We start from the raw sequence: 16,826 nt of genomic DNA on the forward strand, positions 1-16,826 counted from the left end.
GCATGAGAATCATCCTGGCCACATTAAATGCCAAATATATTCACACGTCGCTTGCGATCCGGCTGCTGAAGGCGTATAGCGAGCATGAGTTCAAGGATATCCTTTTGGCGGAATATACCATCAAAGACCCTGCGATGAACATCGTGTCTGACCTTTTTCAGAAGCAGCCGGATGTGATTGGCTTCTCCTGTTACATCTGGAACATCGAGGAGACCATCAAGCTGGTCGGCATTCTCAAGCAGGTCATGCCGGAGGTCAAGATTGTGCTGGGCGGGCCGGAGGTATCTTATGAGCCGCTCTACTGGATGAAGCGGGAGGCCGGAGTGGACTTTGTCGTGAACGGTGACGGGGAAGAGACCTTTCACCATCTGCTGCAGGAGATCCGGGATGAACACAAGTACCATTTCGTATACGGTGCGGCTTACCGCAAGGGCGAAGAGCTGATCGTTAACCCTCCCCGTCCCAAAAGCGATCTTAACACCCTGCCGACCCCGCACCGCTTCGCGGAGGATCTGCCGGAGCTGAGCAAGCGGATTGTGTATTTTGAGACGAGCCGGGGCTGTCCCTTCAACTGCCAATTCTGCCTGTCCAGCATTGAGGTGGGCGTGCGTTATTATGATATTGAACGGGTGAAGTCTGATCTGCTCTATCTGATTGAGGGCGGAGCCAAGGTGATCAAGTTCCTGGACCGCACGTTCAATATCAACCGCAATTATGCGATGGAGATGTTCCAGTTCCTGATCGACAATCATCAGGGCTGCGTGTTCCAGTTCGAGATTACCGCCGATATTATGCGTCCCGAGGTGCTGGATTTCCTGGCGCAGAACGCCCCTCCGGGCGTCTTCCGCTTCGAGATCGGCGTCCAGTCGACGAATGATGAGACGAATGAGCTGGTCAAGCGCCGCCAGAACTTCACCAAGCTGTCCCGCACCGTGATGAAGATCAAGGCCAGCGGCAATATCGACCAGCATCTCGATCTGATCGCCGGACTGCCGATGGAGGATTACGCGACCTTCCGCAAGACCTTCAATGACGTCTTCGCCATGGAGCCGGAGGAGCTGCAATTAGGGTTCCTCAAAATGCTGCGCGGCACCGGGCTGCGCGCCCAGGCAGCCAAATATGACTACACGTACATGGAGCATGCGCCGTACGAGATTCTCAGCAGCCATGTCATGCCGTTCGCCGATATCATCCGGCTCAAGCGGCTGGAGGATGTGCTGGAGAAGTACTGGAACAGCCAGCGGCTGGTTCATTCGGTCAAGTATCTGATCCGCCATGTGTTCCCGTCCCCGTTCGACTTCTTCCAGGAGTTCGGCGACTACTGGGAAGCGCGGGGCTGGCAGAAGATCGGGCATCAGCTGGAGGATCTGTTCACCCGGCTGCATGACTTCCTGACGGACCGGGGCACGGCCTCCATGGACATTGTCACCGGCCTGATGAAGCTGGACTATTTCCTCGCCCACAAGTACAAGCCCCGCAAAATCTGGTGGGATGACGTCCTTGATAAAGCAGAGTGGGCGAAGCATCTGAAGCAGATCGCCAGTCAGCCGGAGCGGATCTCGGCCAAGCTGGCGGAGGCCGGACTTAGCGAGCGGGAGCTCCAGAAGTTCATCGTGCTCGACGAGCTGCCGTTCCGGCTTGCGCCGGTGCTGGAGTCGATCAGTGGGCTGCGCTATGACGGGGAGCTTGGCGCTGAGGCGGGGGCACAGCCTGAGGCTGGTGCCGATGCCGGGGACGGCCGGGAGCTTCGTGGAACGGTAGCCGAAGGAGAACCGGCGGAGCTTGCGGTGGCTGTAGCCGAGGCTGGGGCTGGGGAGCTCCATAACAATCCGCACCCTGGTGCAAGGGACGGCCGAACGCTGCTGGTCGTCCTGTATCAGCAGGATGAGAGCCAGCGGGCGCAGTATTACGCTTTGTCTTTATAGAGACGAGTAAACCTATTCTCACCGGACACAGGCCTATGCGGAATGTATGCCAAAAACTGAACACAATAAGCGGCCGCATTACGGATCTAACCTGCACAATCTGAACTTTTGCGGGAAATAAGGACTTCCGAGTCAGTTACCTAATGGGGGATACAGATGAGTCTGAATCAGCACATATCATTGTTGAGGTACGCAGACCAGCATGTGGAACAATTCAGGGACCAGTTACTTGGCTTTCAGCTTCCGGCGGAGCAGTTGCAGTTCACCGGAATGCCGGAGGAGACGCTTCAGGATATCAAGGAGGATGCCGGTAAGGAGGGAGTGGTTATTGCTCATGGAGAAAGGGCGGTGGGCTTCTTCATCCTCCATACCGGTGAAGGCATATCCGATTTCTTTCCAGACTATGGCGATGCAGTTCTGCTGCGCGCTTTCCTGATGGACTACGCCAGCCAGGGCCGTGGGTTCGCTATAGCAGCGATGTTGCAGCTGCCGGATTTTGTCCGCCGCCACTACCCTGAAGCCCGGCAGATTGTGCTTGCTGTGAATGAACGCAATACCGCCGCCAGTCAGCTATATCTCCGCACCGGATTTCAGGATCACGGCCTGCGGCGGAGCGGAAGCAAGGGACTGCAGCTGATTTTGCAGTATGAGCTGTCTTCCAGATCTGCGGGTTCATCAGTCCATGGATAATGGGGATGTATTACAGAAGCGTTTGACAGAGGTCTTCTCCCGCAGTACGTTGCTGATGGATATTTTCAGGCGTGCTCAAGGTCTTTCCCTGATTCCTTATTACATAGGTGCCGGTTGTCTAGTCCAGACGGTGTGGAACGAGCTGACCGGGCGGACGCCAGGGTATGGAATCAGTGACATCGATATTATTTACTACGATGCGTCGGATCTGAGCTATGCTGCTGAGGATGAGGTGGTTGCCAAGGGCAGGGAGCTTTTTGATGGTATTGCCCTTCCGGTCGACCTCAAGAATCAGGCCAGAGTTCATCTGTGGTACCCCCAAAAGTTCGGTGTGGAGATCAGCCCCTACCTCTCCCTGGAAGCTGCAATCGACAGCTGGCCGACTACAGTAACCTCGCTGGGAGCAAGGCTTGAGCTGAACGGTGAATGGAAGATTTATGCTCCATTTGGTCTGGAGGATTTGTTTCAACTGGTTCTGCGGCCCAACAAAGCGCTGATTACCGAAGAGGTATACCGTACCAAAACGCAGAAATGGAAGCGTAAATGGCCGGAGCTTACGGTGGTCCCTTGGTCTTTCACAACACCTAATTGTATTTACACATCCTAAGTGTTACGATCAGTCATAAGATGCAAATAAAGGAGCCTACACCTTATCATGTGGATTACTCTGTAAGGATTAATTAACCGGAAGAATGCCAGCAATAGTGCAGAACACTATGCTATTCGGCATGTCTTTCTTTAATCTTACAGGGTATGCAGGGTAAGCTTGGTTCATAGACCGGCTTCTGCGGATACCTTAGGGTATCCTTTTTTGTTGCCGGGACACCGCATCTCTATGGCTCCTTGCCTGCTTATCCTCCTAAATCATGAATGGGGGAACTACTATATGTATCCAAAACTGATTTTAATCGAGGGCTTACCCGGCTTCGGAAAATCCACTACGGCACAGCTGGTTTATGACATTCTTACGGAGACGGGCATTAGAGCTCAGCTATTCCTGGAGGGGAATCTGAATCATCCGGCGGATTATGACGGCGTCGCTTGTCTTGCGGAAGCAGAGTACGATGAGCTGCTGGGGATGTGGGCCGATTCAAGGCATATATTAAGTCCGCGGACTACTGTTCATGACAGCCATTACCTGGTGGAATACCGCAAAATCATAGATGAACACGGGCCCCTTATTCCAAAGGAAGCGCTGGATTTGCTTACCCGGAACGATGTGTATGAATTGCCGCTCGCGCAGAACAGGGAGCTGATTACAGCAAGATGGAGACAGTTCGCGGAGAAGGCCTTGCAGGGGGCGGACACGTATGTGTTTGATTGCTGCTTTATCCAGAACCCGGTAACTGTGGGGATGATCAAGCATGGTGCAGCTGAGGAAGACATTGTAAGCTACACGTTGGAGCTGGAGGCCATTACGGCCAGATTGAATCCGCTGCTGATGTATATTGATCAGGACGATCTGGAGCGTTCTTTCCGCAAAGCTGTCCGCGACAGACCCCTGGAGTGGTCAGAGGGGTTCATTGAATATTACACCAAACAGGGGTATGGCTTTAAACAGGGGCACCAGGGCTTAGACGGAACTCTGAGGGTGCTTGAGGCCAGACTGAAATTGGAGAAAATCATATATAACCGCATAAACATGCACAAGATCAAAGTCAATAATTCTTCGTATGATCTTCCGGCGTATAAGCAAGATTTAGCGGGGAGACTGGCAGGATATTTAGAGCGTGAATAACGCGTCTTTGTAGAGTTACTGTTAATAGCTGCGGAATACCTGATATGATCATTAGGATGTTGGCGCGGAAAGTGGGGCCTAAGAAGAAGCCTGGAAATCCTGCATAAATTACAACATTCGCTGCTTCTGGAGCGTCAATATGGCGAAATCCTGTACAAAGTGCAACAACTGGTGCTCCAAAGAGTGTTAATTTGTTAAAAATAATGCCTAAAGTGCAACAATTGTTACTGAGACGGTGCCGATAGGGTGGAGATCCTGCAAAAATTACAACAATTGCTGCTGCCGGATCAGCGGCATACCTTACGTTGCAGCTAAGAGGAGAATTTTAACTTACTGTTACGGCAAAATAATCGAAAGAGAGGCACTCCGTCCGGGCGGAGTGCCTCTCTTTTTGTAACGTACCTGCGGATCACAGCGCAGTGGCGACATAGGTCTGCACTGTGCTACACCACCGTAAGCATCAGACCAACGTCAGCACCAGACCAGTACGTGCGTCTGCATCAATAGGCTAATCCGCCGTAGGCTGAAGCCGCATGGATTCGGCAGGCAGGTGGCGGGCGAGCCAGTCCAGCACATCGGCCGTGACCTCGTCCCGGTTGACCTCGTTCAGCATCTCATGCCGACCTCCCGGATAGAGCTTGCATTCTACATCCTGAAGCCCCTGCTTCCGGTATAACTCAGCCAGACGCATCACCCCTTGACCGTTCATCCCCACAGGGTCCTTCTCGCCCGCGAACAGATAGATCGGCTTGTCGCTGCATAAGTGCTGAAGAGTAGACCTGGTATGAAGCTCACGCAGCATATGGAAGAAATCACGGAAGAAGCGGGTAGTGCAAATCGCCCCGCAGTAGGGGTCGGAAATGAAGTGATCGACCTCTTCAGGGTCGCTACTGAGCCAGTCAAAAGCCGTCCGGACCGGAGAAAAGGAGCGGTTGTATGCGCCAAACACAATTCCGTTCAGCAGCACGCTGCGGTGATGGTCTCCCTGTAGTCTTAACTGCATTGCGGAGAGGGACTCCGCCAGCCGCAGCATGCCCCTGGGACCATTGGTGCCGCTGAGGATGAAGCCGCTGTAGATCTCATTACCCTCCTCGCACATCAGCTTCTGAGCCAGAAATGAGCCCATGCTGTGCGCGAACAGGAAGATAGGCTTATGCTTATGCCGGGAGCAGGCAAGGTCTGCAAGCTGAAGGAGATTGCGCCGCATCCAGTAGAAGCCGTTCTCCCCGCTGTCACCGAGCAGGTTGACTCTGCCGGCGGTAAGCCCATGCCCCCGGTGGTCATTGGCATACACGGCATAACCGGCTGCGGTGAGCGCCGAAGCGAACCGGGCATACCGCGCAGCCGTCTCACACATACCGTGAGCAATCTGCACAATCCCCCGGATCTCCGTTCCCGCGTCCGGCAGCCATTCATAGACATGAATTTTGACATCTAAGGGATCAGTCATGGAAAAAGTGTTCTCAGTCATCGCCTGTCCTCCTGAAAGTGAAATTCAGCATTCCTAGCGTAAAGAGTACCTGGTGCTACCCTGATCCAAGTGAGATACAGTCCGGCTGCTTAAGGCAGATAAGAGCGCAGTACGGTAGATTGTCCTTCAATGCTGTAAGCGCCCAGGCTGGAAGGGAGCAGATAACATTCGCCAGCCGCATAAGGCTGGGAGCCGCCGTCCCAGATCAGGTGGCCGCTGCCCTCGCAGATCACCAGGATGGTGAAGCTGTCACTCGTGGTGGCGAGCTGCCATTCGCCGGAGACGATTCCTTTTTCCACAATAAAATAAGGAGAGGAGGCGATTCTAAGCCATTCTCCGGCCACAGCACCATCTGTCTTCATCGAAGTCGCGCCTGCTCCCTCATAGGCGGTAACATTCAGGGAATCCTCGATATGCAGCTCCCGCGGCTTCCCGTCCAGACCCGGACGGTCGTAATCATAAATCCGGTATGTAGTGTCAGAGTTCTGCTGAATCTCCGCTACAACGACACCTGCACACAACGCATGTACAGTCCCGGCAGGGATATAGAAGGAGTCACCTGCAGCTACAGTCACTTCCTGCAGGCTGTCCATCACCGTTCCGTTCTCCAGCGCGGCCTTCAGCATCTCGCGGGTGACGCCTTCCTTCAGGCCGTAGATGATTTTGGCTCCTGGCTTGGCGTCCAGCACGTACCACATTTCGGTTTTGCCCAGCTCGCCCTTAGGCAGTCCGGCATAATCATCCGTAGGGTGCACCTGCACAGAGAGGTTGTCGTTGCAATCCAGCAGCTTGATCAGCAGCGGGAATCTTCCGCCTTCTTCCGTGATGCCCTTGCTGCCGAACCACTCGTGCCCGAACTGCTCACGGATGGCATCCAGGCCTTGTCCGGCCAGCTCGCCGTTGACTACAGAGGAGGTGCCGTTCGGATGATCGGCAATCATCCAGCCTTCACCGATGTGGCCTTCCGGCAGATCCAGGCCGAATTTCTCCAGCGCCCGGCCTCCCCAGACACGTTCTTTGAATTCCGGCTGAAATTTCAGAGGATATGGTTTCGTCATTACAACATCTTCCTTCCTGATAATAGAATGATCCTTCGATTGAAGGTGTGAACAAGTGGCGGCTGCCATCATCTGTGCTCAGCTTCTTCTCTTCTCTACAGCTACAACATACGGGGCAGACCCGCGCTGAAGCTGCCGGTACACGATGGTCTGCGCGTCCTGCTGGGCCAGGCTGGCGGCCCAGGCTTCGACAGCGGCGGCTTCGCGGCCGCCGCCTTCGTGGCCGGGATACAGCACGGCCGTGATGATCCCGCCCGGGCGAAGCAGCAGCAGCGCCGCCTCCAGCGCGGCCAGCGTGCTTCCCGGCTCGGTGATGATGGTCTTATCGGCATCGCCTGCGGGCAGATAGCCGAGGTTGAACATCACCGCCGAGACCGTTCCGCGCCAAGCGGGCGGAACGGCTTCAGCCATGGCTGCATGGCTCTGCTGCAGCAGCGTCACGGGAGCCAGCGCAGCAGGCGCTTCCTCCCGGGCCAGCCGCAGGCGCTCGCCGGCAAGAGCCAGCGCCTGCGGCTGAATGTCGAACCCGTACACCCCGCCGCGCGGCCCGGCCGCCTTGGCGAGGAACAGAGTGTCGGCGCCGGTCCCCACGGTGGCGTCGATAGCCAGTCCGCCCGGCGGGAGCCGCTCAGCGGTCAGCTTATGGGCGAAGCTAAGGACAGACAGGAAGCCCATCAGCCCTTCCTCCAGTACTTACCCTGCCAGGTGTCCCTGGCAACCAGCTCCTGGTCAATGGCATTCAGCACTTCCCACTTCTTGAGGCTCCACATCGGGCCGATCAGGGCATCGCGCGGGGCATCGCCGGTCAGGCGGTGGACGATCATGTCCGGCGGCAGAATTTCCAGCGAGTCGGCAATGAGCTTCACATATTCATCCTGCTCCAGGAACCGCAGCAGCCCGGCTTCATACTGCTTCACCATCGGCGTTTTGCGCATGAGATGAAGCAGGTGGATTTTGATCCCCTGAACCCCCATATTCGCTACAGCAGCTACAGTCTCCAGCATCATCTCATGCGTTTCCTGCGGAAGCCCGTGAATGATATGGGTACACACCCGGATGCCGTGACGGCGGAGCTTCGCAACAGCTTCAGTATAGCAGGCGGTATCATGCGCGCGGTTAATCAGATCCGAAGTGGACTGATGAATGGTCTGAAGCCCCATTTCCACCCATAGATAGGTGCGCTGGTTCAACTCCGCGAGATACTCCACTACATCATCCGGCAGGCAGTCGGGGCGGGTGGCAATGGCGAGGCCGACAACCCCGGGCTGCTGCAAAATGACTTCATAATATTCCCTTAGCTCCTCGACAGGAGCATACGTATTGGTATAGGCCTGGAAATAGCCGATATATTTGGCATTCGGCCATTTCTGATGCTGGCGGTCGCGGATATGGTTGAACTGGGTGACCAGATCATCCCGGCGGCTTCCGGCGAAATCGCCTGACCCTCTGGCACTGCAGAATGTACAGCCTCCTTTGGCGATGGAACCGTCACGGTTCGGACAGGTGAAGCCCGCATCGAGCATGACCTTGAACACCTTGGTATCCATCTGCCCGCGCATTTCGTAGTTCCAGGTATGGAACCGTTTATCCCCCCACAGAAGCGGAGAGGAGGCCTGTAAAAGATTAGACATGTGCAGCTCCTTTCATTAACCTTCCCATTGTATCAAAAATCCGTGATGAACGTAACAATCCCTCCCGGAAATCCGCCGAAAAAAAACTAAAAATAGGCTGTGAATTACCGCCATTCGGCTTGAAAATGCTTACACATTATGTTATATTTAAAGTGTTAAAAAAGCCGCTGCAGCAACCACAATCTTATGCTTGAATTCATAATTTCGTGTCGTCTGGTCCATACTAAACCTTAGAGGTGATAACGATGAATTCTCCAACGGTATTTGCTGATAACAAAGGTTCGATTGATGTGCAGCTGACTCCCGATGAAGCTCTCGCCCTGACAGGCGTAGAATTCAACGGCAACCACAAGATCAAGACAGAAGCGCAGCGGAAGATCCGCAATGCGTTCGAGAAGACCTTCGAGTTCGATAAATAAATGGCAGTCCGCTGAATGGCGGGCCGGTATTACAGATACAACACGCACGGAACTTTCGACCAGTCCAACAGGGGCAGGATGGAGGTTCCTTTTCTTTTGCTGAAATCCCTTTACTTTTGCCGGTAAGTTCGGCACAATATTGCAAGTGGCATTTATCCTATTCACAGATAAGGCAATAAAGAGATAAGCGGAGGAGTACCTATGCGTTTACGCGGAAGAAAAGGAATACGTGAAAGTCTTGAGGAGCAGACCGATCTGGTCATCCTGGAACCACGCAGCCTGAAGGGGCGCTGGTCCGAATTGTTCGGCAATGATCATCCGATTCATGTGGAGTTCGGAATGGGCAAGGGACAGTTTATCAGTCAAATGAGCTTCAAATACCCGGAGATTAATTTCATCGGCGTGGATATGTATGACGAGCTGGTGCGGCGCGCAGCCGAGAAGGCCCGGAATGTATGGGAGCCGGCAGGTGAAGAGACACCGCCCAACGTGAGAGTTGCCCTGGCCAATATCGATTACGCGGAGGAAGTGTTCGCTCCAGGGGAGCTGGAACGGATCTATCTCAACTTCAGTGATCCCTGGCCGAAAAGTAAGCATGCCCGCCGCCGTCTGACGCATCCGCGTTTTCTTGATAAATACCGCGGACTGCTCAGTCCGCTGGGCGAGATCCATTTGAAGACGGATTCCCGCAGCCTGTTTGAATTTTCGCTTAATGCATTTGCGGACTATGGCCTGCAGATGAAGAATATTTCGCTTGACCTGCATGAGGGCGGCGTGATCAACGAAGAGCATGTAATGACCGAATACGAGACCAAGTTCTATGGACGGGGCGTGAACATTCACCGCTGCGAGGCAATTGTCGGAGATGAGGCGCTGAAGCAATATCAGGCCATCCGTCTGGACAAGTACCGCCTCTAGGCTGCATTACCGGCAATTACAGCAAAAGGCAGTCCGGTTCATTCATACCGGACTGCCTTTTGCGTTCTAACCTGGTTCTCTACTGTCCATGTTCTGCGCGCGGTTTATCCAGCATATCAATAATGCTTTGGGCGCTTTGCAGCGGGTTGTACCTGGAGATGGCCTCCAGATGGGCCTTGCGCGCCGCACGGACATTTCCGTAATCATTCAGCAGCCGCTCCATCCACCGGTCAACTACATCGAGGGAGCTGATCGGCTCTCCCAGTCCGGCGGCAGTGAAGTACCGGCAGTTCTCTTCTTCCTGGCCCGGCAGCGGAGAGTGGAAGAGCATCGGAATGCCCTTGGCCAAGCCTTCGCTGCAGGTCATGCCGCCCGGCTTGGTGACCAGCAGGTCGGACACCTCCATCAGCTTGTCAATCTCCCGGGTGAAGCCCAGCAGCCGGATGTTGGGATGCCTGAACCGCGGGTCTTGCATCATCTCCTGCAGCAGCTTGTCATTCTGGCCGAGGCAGAACACAATCTGCACCTTGTCCCGCCATCCGGCCAGAGCCGCATTCACTACTTCGTCATTCATCATGCCCCATCCACCGCCCATGACCATGACCGTCGGAACACCAAGCAGCTTGAACTGCTCTTGAATGTCTTCCCGGCCGTGCTGCTCCCAGAAGCTCGGGTGGACAGGAATGCCGGTTACCCGGATCTTGAAGGCGGCAACGCCCCGGCGGCGCAGCTTCGCCTTGACCTCAGGGGTGGATACCAGATAGCGGTCCACCTGCGGGCTGATCCAGCTGGCATGGGCGTCATAATCTGTAATGACCGTAATCAACGGAGCCTTCAGCGACGGGTGAAGCCGCTTCAGGCGTGAGATAACAGCACCGGGAATGAAGTGGGTACAGACGATAATGTCCGGCTTCAGCTGCTTCACAATATTTTGGGCATGCGTATAAAACAAGCGGTGCAGGGCAAGTGTGGTAAGACGATTGAATGATTTCTGGTGACGGTACACATAGCCCATCAGCCGGGGCTGGGAGGTAACCGTCTTGCGGTATGCCGAGACAATGAGCGGGGCCACCTTGGGATTCAGGAAGCTCCCCAGCTCCAGCACCTTGGTCTGCACCTCCGGAGACAGCTTCCGCAGGCTGCTCGACAGCGCATATGCAGCCTGGGTATGCCCGGCACCGAAGCCCTCTGACAGCAATAATATTCTTTTTTTGCGCAATGTATAGTTCACCTGTTCCCTAGAGGTATTGACCGGCCGGCGCCCCTCAGGCATCATATCCAGAGGGCAAGCGTACCGGCTGCGACTCCTGACCCAATGACCGCTCCTGCGAGGACATCAGATGGATAATGCAGCCCGAGGTAGATCCGGGAGAAGCCGACTGTGCAGGCCAGAGGAAGCAGGACCGCAGTCAGGACAGGAAAGGCTATCATATAAGGAACCGTTGAGGCGAAGATAGCGGTCGTATGGCCTGAAGGAAAAGAATGATCCTTAAGCGGATTGCGGAACGTATTGGTGTCCGGCAGGGCCAGATAGGGCCGCAGGCGCGGGTAGAGCTTTTTGGCGATAGCGACGGGCACATGGCTTATCGCCAGCGCGACCAGTGCCTGAAGTCCTGTAGTTCTCCATGGCTGCGGGCACACTGCCCAGACCAGGAGATTGATGCCGATCGCGCTTGTTGCACCTCCGAGATGAGTGAGGTAGAAGAGCCAGAAGTTCAGAAACGGATTGTGCATCCGTCCGTTAATCCATTGAAACACCCGCTGCTCCAGGAGATGCAGTTTCTTGAATAAAGGTCTCATATCATGTCCCTCCGATAGTCCGGCTAAAAGAGTTCTGGCGCAGCTTAAGCAGCAGATTTCACGGCCTGAAGCTGTCTTTATCATACTTTTTTAAGGTAGCCCGTTCAAGAAAAAGCTCGGGTCCGCTCGAAAAATGTCTCTTTTGACTTGTGAGCCCCAAAGCGACTACAATGATTCAAGCAGGAAGATCGCGTTTATAAGGTAACAGAGAAATAAGGAGCCAGCCAGTACACTGGAATCCATATTCATATCTTGTGAAACGGGACATAACACAATTCGGAATCCTGCCCGGAACTAAGGGGAAATTCTTGTCTACAGTAAGGGATGCAACAAAAGGGTCAGATAGAACGTTAGCAAGTTAGAGAGAGAAAGAGAAAAAACATCAAGATTTGGAAAAAGGGGGCATCTAAAGATCATGACAGACGCATTGTTTGTTACGCTCCAAGTGATCTTGGCGGCAATCGCAGTTTATCAGTTTGCATTTTCGCTGTTTGGACTGCGCAAGAAGAAGAACAAGGTTAGGCATGCGCCGCAAAAGTCATTTGCCGTACTGGTCGCCGCACACAACGAGGAAGAAGTGGTTGGCGCTCTGATGGAGAACCTGAAGCAGCTTAATTATCCCCAGGAACTGTACGATGTATTTGTCATCTGTGACAACTGTACGGATAATACCGCTGCGATCGTGCGGGAGCACGGCATGAATGCCTGTGTACGTACCAACAGCAACCTGCGCGGTAAAGGCTATGCCATCGAGTGGATGCTGAAGGAGCTGTGGGCGCTGCCCCGCCAGTACGACGCTGTAGTCATGTTCGATGCCGACAACCTCGCACATACAGAGTTCCTGACAGAGATGAACAACGATCTGTGTTCAGGCGGACGGGTCATTCAAGGCTACATTGATACGAAGAACCCGGAGGATTCCTGGATCACGGCTGCTTACGGCGTATCCTACTGGTACATCAACCGGCTGTGGCAGCTGTCGCGCCATAATCTGAAGATGGCCAACTTCCTCGGCGGTACAGGCATGTGCTTCGAGACGAACCTGCTGAAGGAAATGGGCTGGGGGGCAACCAGTCTGGTTGAGGATTTGGAATTCACCATGCGCAGCGCCTCCAAGGGCGTATATCCAAGATTTAATTATGATGCCAAAGTATTCGATGAGAAGCCGCTTACCTTCAAGGCTTCCTCCAGACAGCGTCTGCGCTGGATGCAGGGTCATTTCACCGTAGCCCGCCGTTACTTCTTCCCGCTGCTGTGGCAGGGGATCAAGGAACGCAGCCTGACGAAGTTCGACCTGGCACTGTATGGAGCGAATGTATACATTGTGTTGCTTACGTTCCTGATGACTGCCGTAATGTTTGTGGATAATGCTGTGTTTGGCGGTCCGCATATTGCCAATATTTACGGACATCTGCCGCTGTGGCTCGGGTACTTTGCCGTAGGGGCGAACATTCTGACCTTCCTGCTGGCCATGGCGCTGGAGCGGGTGAAGTTCAAGAAGGTCTATCTGTACCTGCTGGTGTTCCCGGTCTATCTGCTCTCGTGGTATCCCATTACGTTCTATGCGTTCTTCACGCAGAACAACAAGCAGTGGAGTCATACCAAGCATACGCGCGTAGTCCGGCTGGAGGAAGTGCAGAGCAAGCAGGTTTCATAATCCGCACTGTAAATTAATAATTTCAGAGGATGTTGACATCTTCAGTCTGATGATGTATAGTATTCAAGTGTGCAAAACATAGGGATTGCAAGCAGAAGCACCGGCTTCTCACCTGACTGGCTAACAGCCTGCTGGTTTTGATCTCAATGCTTTATGAATGGTTACAATTCATGAACGTTGATCAAACGGGGTGTCGGGGAATTACCGGCATCCCTTTTTTATGGAGAACCGTAATATATGATCTGAAAATTATTCGGAGGTGGAGGATTATCAGTAAGGAACATATGATCAATGATGAAATTCGTGCCAAAGAGGTTCGGCTGGTCGGAGCAGAGGGTGAACAAATCGGGATCAAGCCGATCCGCGAGGCGTTACAAATGGCGATCGATCTTAATCTGGATTTAGTCAACGTAGCACCGCAGGCGAAGCCGCCGGTATGCCGCATCATGGATTACGGCAAGTTCCGTTATGAAACGCAGAAGAAAGAGAAGGAAGCCCGCAAGAACCAGAAGATCGTGGATCTCAAGGAAGTCTGGTTCCGTGCAAACATTGAGGAACATGATTATCAGACCAAGTTCCGCAATGTAATCAAGTTCCTGGGCGAAGGCGATAAAGTGAAGTGCTCTGTCCGTTTCCGCGGCCGTGAGATTACCCACGCTAGTATCGGCCAGAAGATCCTGGAGCGCGTGAAGAGCGAAGTAGAAGAAATTGCTGTTGTAGAGCGCCAGCCTAAGCTGGAAGGCCGCAGCATGATTATGATTCTGGCTCCGAAGCCCCAATAATCCTGGAGTCACTTGCATAGCAATTTGGCGCCGCATAATATTCAAGGAGGAAACACCATGCCTAAAATGAAAACACATAGCAGCCTGAAAGGCCGCTTCAAGATCACTGGAACTGGTAAAGTATTGCGTTACAAAGCTCACAAGAACCACTTGCTGTCCCACAAATCGAAACGTGCAAAACGCGTATTGAACGGCAATCCGGTAATGGCCCCTGGGGATGTAAGACGTTTGAAACAAGGACTCGCTAACTTGAAATAGTTAATCACACATTTTTGGGAGGTTTATTAATATGGCAAGAGTTAAAGGCGGATTTGTAGTTCGTCGTAGACATAAAAAAGTATTGAAGCTGGCAAAGGGGTACTTCGGTTCCAAGCACCGCATTTTCAAAACAGCTAAAGAGCAAGTAATGAAATCGATGGTTTACGCATACCGTGACCGTCGTCAGACGAAACGTAACTTCCGCAGACTGTGGATCGTTCGTATCAACGCTGCAGCCCGCTTGAACGGTCTGTCTTACAGCAAGCTTGTATACGGCCTGAAATTGGCTGGTGTAGAAGTGAACCGTAAGATGCTGGCTGATCTGGCAGTGAATGATCTGAACGCCTTCAACTCCCTGGCTGTTGTTGCCAAAGAGAAGATCAACGCGTAAGACGCTATAAACCGAAAAGCACCGCCTGCGGGTTCTCCCGTGTGACGGTGCTTTTTTTGCGCGGTGGGAACCGCCGGATGGACAGCTATTCCCAGTATTTCGTTGTGCTAAGCAGCGAAGCGAGTTTCTTGCTGCTGGAGCGTCTCAGCTTGCGCAGCGCAGACCGCTCGTCAGCAGACTGGCAGATCAGCTTCTCTTCGTCGGTCTGGGCCACGATGGCCGGAACAGGGGCTGTAGTGCCGTCTTCATTCATAGCTACGAAGGTCAGGAAGGAAGTTGCGGCAACGGCGCGTTCGCCTGTGTAGAGATTCTCGGAGATAATCTTGACGAATACCTCAATGCTGGTGCGGCCCGTCCAGGAGACAAAGGATTCGAAGCAGACGGAATCCGTCGGCCGGATCGGCAGGAGGAAGTCGACAGAGTCAGCGGATGCTGTTACCACGTTGACCCGGCAGTGGCGCATGGCCGAGATGGAGGCCACTTCATCAATGGTGCTCATCAGCTTGCCGCCGAACAGGGTCTTGTGATTGTTCACATCATTCGGGAAGACACGGCCGGTTTTGAATACGCGGGATTCGTGACAGTATTTGAAGTCGGGTGCAGCTTGTGGTGTGTGTTCTTGTTCCATTTTCAGTAACTCCCTTTGCGTACAAGATGTAATCATACATGATAATAGAAAAGCTTTCCCTGTGCAATAATAATGTTAATGCACTTGGAGCCATAAGTTACATTTTGAGGTTTTCTAACATATATCGGACATAAAGATAACAGCTTGTGTCAAGGTAAGCGATTTCTTGTTGAAAAATGCAAATTATTATTGACCTGAGGTCATTAATAGACTGGATTTTAGCTTTTTTTGCAGGTATAATTTGTACTAATGGTATGTCCAAAGCAGAACACAGAAGACATCCAATTTACTAAGGGGGATCACTTTCGATGAAGAAGTTTTACCAACTATCATTGGTTATGGTTATGGCCTTCACTGTCATTCTGGCAGGTTGCGGTAACAATAACAGCGCTAATTCCGGCTCCAACGCTGGAACAGCAACTACTGCACCAACCGACGCAGCTGCCACAGAAGCACCAGCACCAACAGAGGCTCCTAAGGCTGTCAAGCTTGGTCTCGTAACTGACGTAGGCGGAGTTAACGATAAGTCCTTTAACCAGTCTTCCTGGGAAGCACTGGAGGCTATGGAGAAGGAATTCGGCGCTGAGATCAAATACCTGCAGAGTAAATCCAATGCAGACTATGAGCCTAACCTTAACCAGTTCGTTAAAGGCGGCTATGATCTGACTTGGGGAATCGGCTTCGACCTTGGCGATGCCGTACTGAAGGTTGCCAAAGAGAACCCGAATGCTAACCTGGCGATCATCGACAGTGTAGTGGACGCTCCTAACGTTGAATCTGTAACCTTTGCCGAGAATGAAGGTTCGTTCCTGGTAGGGGTTGTTGCTGGTATGACAACTAAAACCAACAAAGTAGGTTTCATCGGCGGTATGGAAAGCCCGGTTATCAAACGTTTCGAAGTGGGCTTCAAAGCCGGCGTAGAAGCGGTTAACCCTAACGCAACAGTAAAAATCACTTATGCAGGCGCTTATGACAAGCCGGATACCGGTAAGTCCTTGGCAGCAACATTGTATAATGATGGCAACGACATTATCTTCCCTGCTGCAGGCGCAACAGGCAACGGTGTATTCAACGAAGCGAAATCCCGCAACAAAGCCGGAGGCAGTAAAGTATGGGTTATCGGCGTTGACAAAGACCAGTCTCTGGAATTTGGCGATGACGTAACGCTGACTTCCATGATCAAACGTGTGGACGAAGCAGTTAAGAAGGTTTCCCAGCAGGTTGTTGACGGAACATTCAAAGGCGGCACTACAACTGTTCTTAGTCTGAAAGACAACGGTGTAGGTCTCCCTGAAACTTCCAAAGCTAACGTTAGTGCAGATATTCTGGCTAAGGTTGACGAATACAGCAAACAAATCATTGATGGAACAATCGTTGTTCCTTCCGAGTAATTCATTGCTTCAGCTTAACCCGATTTAACATAACGACGAAGCAGGGCCGGTTCAAGTACTGGCCTTGTT

Annotated in this window: 18 protein-coding genes; 11 read left to right on the top strand and 7 right to left on the bottom strand. The window is 52.9% G+C overall.

The features are described 5' to 3' along the window. Window positions 1-2: 2 nt before the first annotated feature. The 4 genes from MKX51_RS05230 (at window position 3) to MKX51_RS05245 (ending at window position 4,353) form a co-directional block, all read left to right on the top strand. Complete coding sequence (locus tag MKX51_RS05230) at window positions 3-1,925, top strand: B12-binding domain-containing radical SAM protein (protein WP_340991454.1); 1,923 nt, start codon at window positions 3-5, stop codon at window positions 1,923-1,925. 156 nt (window positions 1,926-2,081) lie between these two features. Next, window positions 2,082-2,615, top strand: coding sequence for a GNAT family N-acetyltransferase (locus tag MKX51_RS05235; protein WP_340991455.1), 534 nt, complete (start codon window positions 2,082-2,084; stop codon window positions 2,613-2,615). Further along, window positions 2,608-3,222 carry a nucleotidyltransferase family protein gene (locus tag MKX51_RS05240; RefSeq protein WP_340991456.1) on the top strand — a complete coding sequence of 205 codons (615 nt, stop codon included), beginning with the start codon at window positions 2,608-2,610 and terminating at the stop codon, window positions 3,220-3,222. Before MKX51_RS05235 ends, MKX51_RS05240 begins: the two co-directional genes overlap by 8 nt. A 279-nt stretch (window positions 3,223-3,501) precedes the next feature. Further along, window positions 3,502-4,353, top strand: a complete 852-nt coding sequence (locus tag MKX51_RS05245) for a hypothetical protein (RefSeq protein WP_340991457.1) — start codon at window positions 3,502-3,504, stop codon at window positions 4,351-4,353. A gap of 508 nt (window positions 4,354-4,861) precedes the next feature. Here MKX51_RS05245 and MKX51_RS05250 read toward each other — a convergent pair. The 4 genes from MKX51_RS05250 to MKX51_RS05265 all read right to left on the bottom strand — a co-directional run bounded on the left by MKX51_RS05250 (window position 4,862) and on the right by MKX51_RS05265 (window position 8,513). Continuing rightward, a complete protein-coding gene (locus tag MKX51_RS05250) occupies window positions 4,862-5,824 on the bottom strand; it encodes an alpha/beta hydrolase (protein ID WP_340991458.1) in 963 nt (320 codons plus the stop codon). Window positions 5,825-5,913: 89 nt separating this feature from the next. Beyond that, window positions 5,914-6,882, bottom strand: coding sequence for a type I phosphomannose isomerase catalytic subunit (locus MKX51_RS05255; RefSeq protein ID WP_340991459.1), 969 nt, complete (start codon window positions 6,880-6,882; stop codon window positions 5,914-5,916). 78 nt (window positions 6,883-6,960) lie between these two features. After that, entirely contained in the window at window positions 6,961-7,557 is a 597-nt protein-coding gene (locus MKX51_RS05260; RefSeq protein ID WP_340991461.1) for a tRNA (mnm(5)s(2)U34)-methyltransferase, read from the bottom strand. Then, complete coding sequence (locus MKX51_RS05265; protein WP_209879751.1) at window positions 7,557-8,513, bottom strand: TIGR01212 family radical SAM protein; 957 nt, start codon at window positions 8,511-8,513, stop codon at window positions 7,557-7,559. Before MKX51_RS05265 ends, MKX51_RS05260 begins: the two co-directional genes overlap by 1 nt. A 245-nt stretch (window positions 8,514-8,758) precedes the next feature. Between MKX51_RS05265 and MKX51_RS05270 the strand changes: the two genes are divergently transcribed. Together MKX51_RS05270 and trmB are read left to right on the top strand one after the other, a co-directional pair. Further along, the gene (locus MKX51_RS05270; RefSeq protein WP_179090500.1) at window positions 8,759-8,932 is read left to right on the top strand and encodes a hypothetical protein; all 174 of its coding nucleotides are present in this window, start codon (window positions 8,759-8,761) and stop codon (window positions 8,930-8,932) included. A 201-nt stretch (window positions 8,933-9,133) separates the two neighbouring features. Then, window positions 9,134-9,850 carry a tRNA (guanosine(46)-N7)-methyltransferase TrmB gene (trmB, locus tag MKX51_RS05275; protein ID WP_340991462.1) on the top strand — a complete coding sequence of 239 codons (717 nt, stop codon included), beginning with the start codon at window positions 9,134-9,136 and terminating at the stop codon, window positions 9,848-9,850. A 79-nt stretch (window positions 9,851-9,929) separates the two neighbouring features. On the opposite strand, the gene MKX51_RS05280 is transcribed toward trmB, so the two are convergent. Then, window positions 9,930-11,069, bottom strand: coding sequence for an MGDG synthase family glycosyltransferase (locus MKX51_RS05280; RefSeq protein ID WP_076081881.1), 1,140 nt, complete (start codon window positions 11,067-11,069; stop codon window positions 9,930-9,932). A gap of 53 nt (window positions 11,070-11,122) precedes the next feature. After that, window positions 11,123-11,650, bottom strand: coding sequence for a phosphatase PAP2 family protein (locus MKX51_RS05285; protein ID WP_076081835.1), 528 nt, complete (start codon window positions 11,648-11,650; stop codon window positions 11,123-11,125). A gap of 415 nt (window positions 11,651-12,065) precedes the next feature. On the opposite strand from MKX51_RS05285, the gene MKX51_RS05290 reads away from it, so the two are divergent. The 4 genes from MKX51_RS05290 to rplT all read left to right on the top strand — a co-directional run bounded on the left by MKX51_RS05290 (window position 12,066) and on the right by rplT (window position 14,738). Further along, window positions 12,066-13,307 (top strand): glycosyltransferase family 2 protein, encoded by a 1,242-nt coding sequence (locus MKX51_RS05290; protein ID WP_036727659.1) that lies wholly within the window; start codon window positions 12,066-12,068, stop codon window positions 13,305-13,307. Window positions 13,308-13,591: 284 nt separating this feature from the next. Continuing rightward, entirely contained in the window at window positions 13,592-14,089 is a 498-nt protein-coding gene (infC, locus tag MKX51_RS05295; protein WP_036696103.1) for a translation initiation factor IF-3, read from the top strand. A 57-nt stretch (window positions 14,090-14,146) separates the two neighbouring features. Then, on the top strand, window positions 14,147-14,347 hold the full coding sequence (rpmI, locus tag MKX51_RS05300; RefSeq protein WP_036696104.1) for a 50S ribosomal protein L35: 201 nt from the start codon (window positions 14,147-14,149) through the stop codon (window positions 14,345-14,347). A gap of 31 nt (window positions 14,348-14,378) precedes the next feature. Continuing rightward, window positions 14,379-14,738, top strand: coding sequence for a 50S ribosomal protein L20 (rplT, locus tag MKX51_RS05305; RefSeq protein WP_036649386.1), 360 nt, complete (start codon window positions 14,379-14,381; stop codon window positions 14,736-14,738). 85 nt (window positions 14,739-14,823) lie between these two features. On the opposite strand, the gene MKX51_RS05310 is transcribed toward rplT, so the two are convergent. Beyond that, the gene (locus MKX51_RS05310) at window positions 14,824-15,366 is read right to left on the bottom strand and encodes an acyl-CoA thioesterase (protein ID WP_036696107.1); all 543 of its coding nucleotides are present in this window, start codon (window positions 15,364-15,366) and stop codon (window positions 14,824-14,826) included. Between the two features lie 308 nt (window positions 15,367-15,674). Here MKX51_RS05310 and MKX51_RS05315 point away from each other — a divergent pair, with 308 nt between their 5' ends. Beyond that, window positions 15,675-16,757: a BMP family lipoprotein gene (locus MKX51_RS05315; protein ID WP_340991464.1), complete on the top strand. Its 1,083-nt coding sequence runs from the start codon at window positions 15,675-15,677 to the stop codon at window positions 16,755-16,757. Window positions 16,758-16,826 lie beyond the last annotated feature (69 nt).

Origin of the sequence: Paenibacillus sp. FSL M7-0420, from assembly GCF_038002345.1 — a bacterium.
In the GTDB taxonomy this organism is placed as follows: domain Bacteria; phylum Bacillota; class Bacilli; order Paenibacillales; family Paenibacillaceae; genus Paenibacillus_AQ.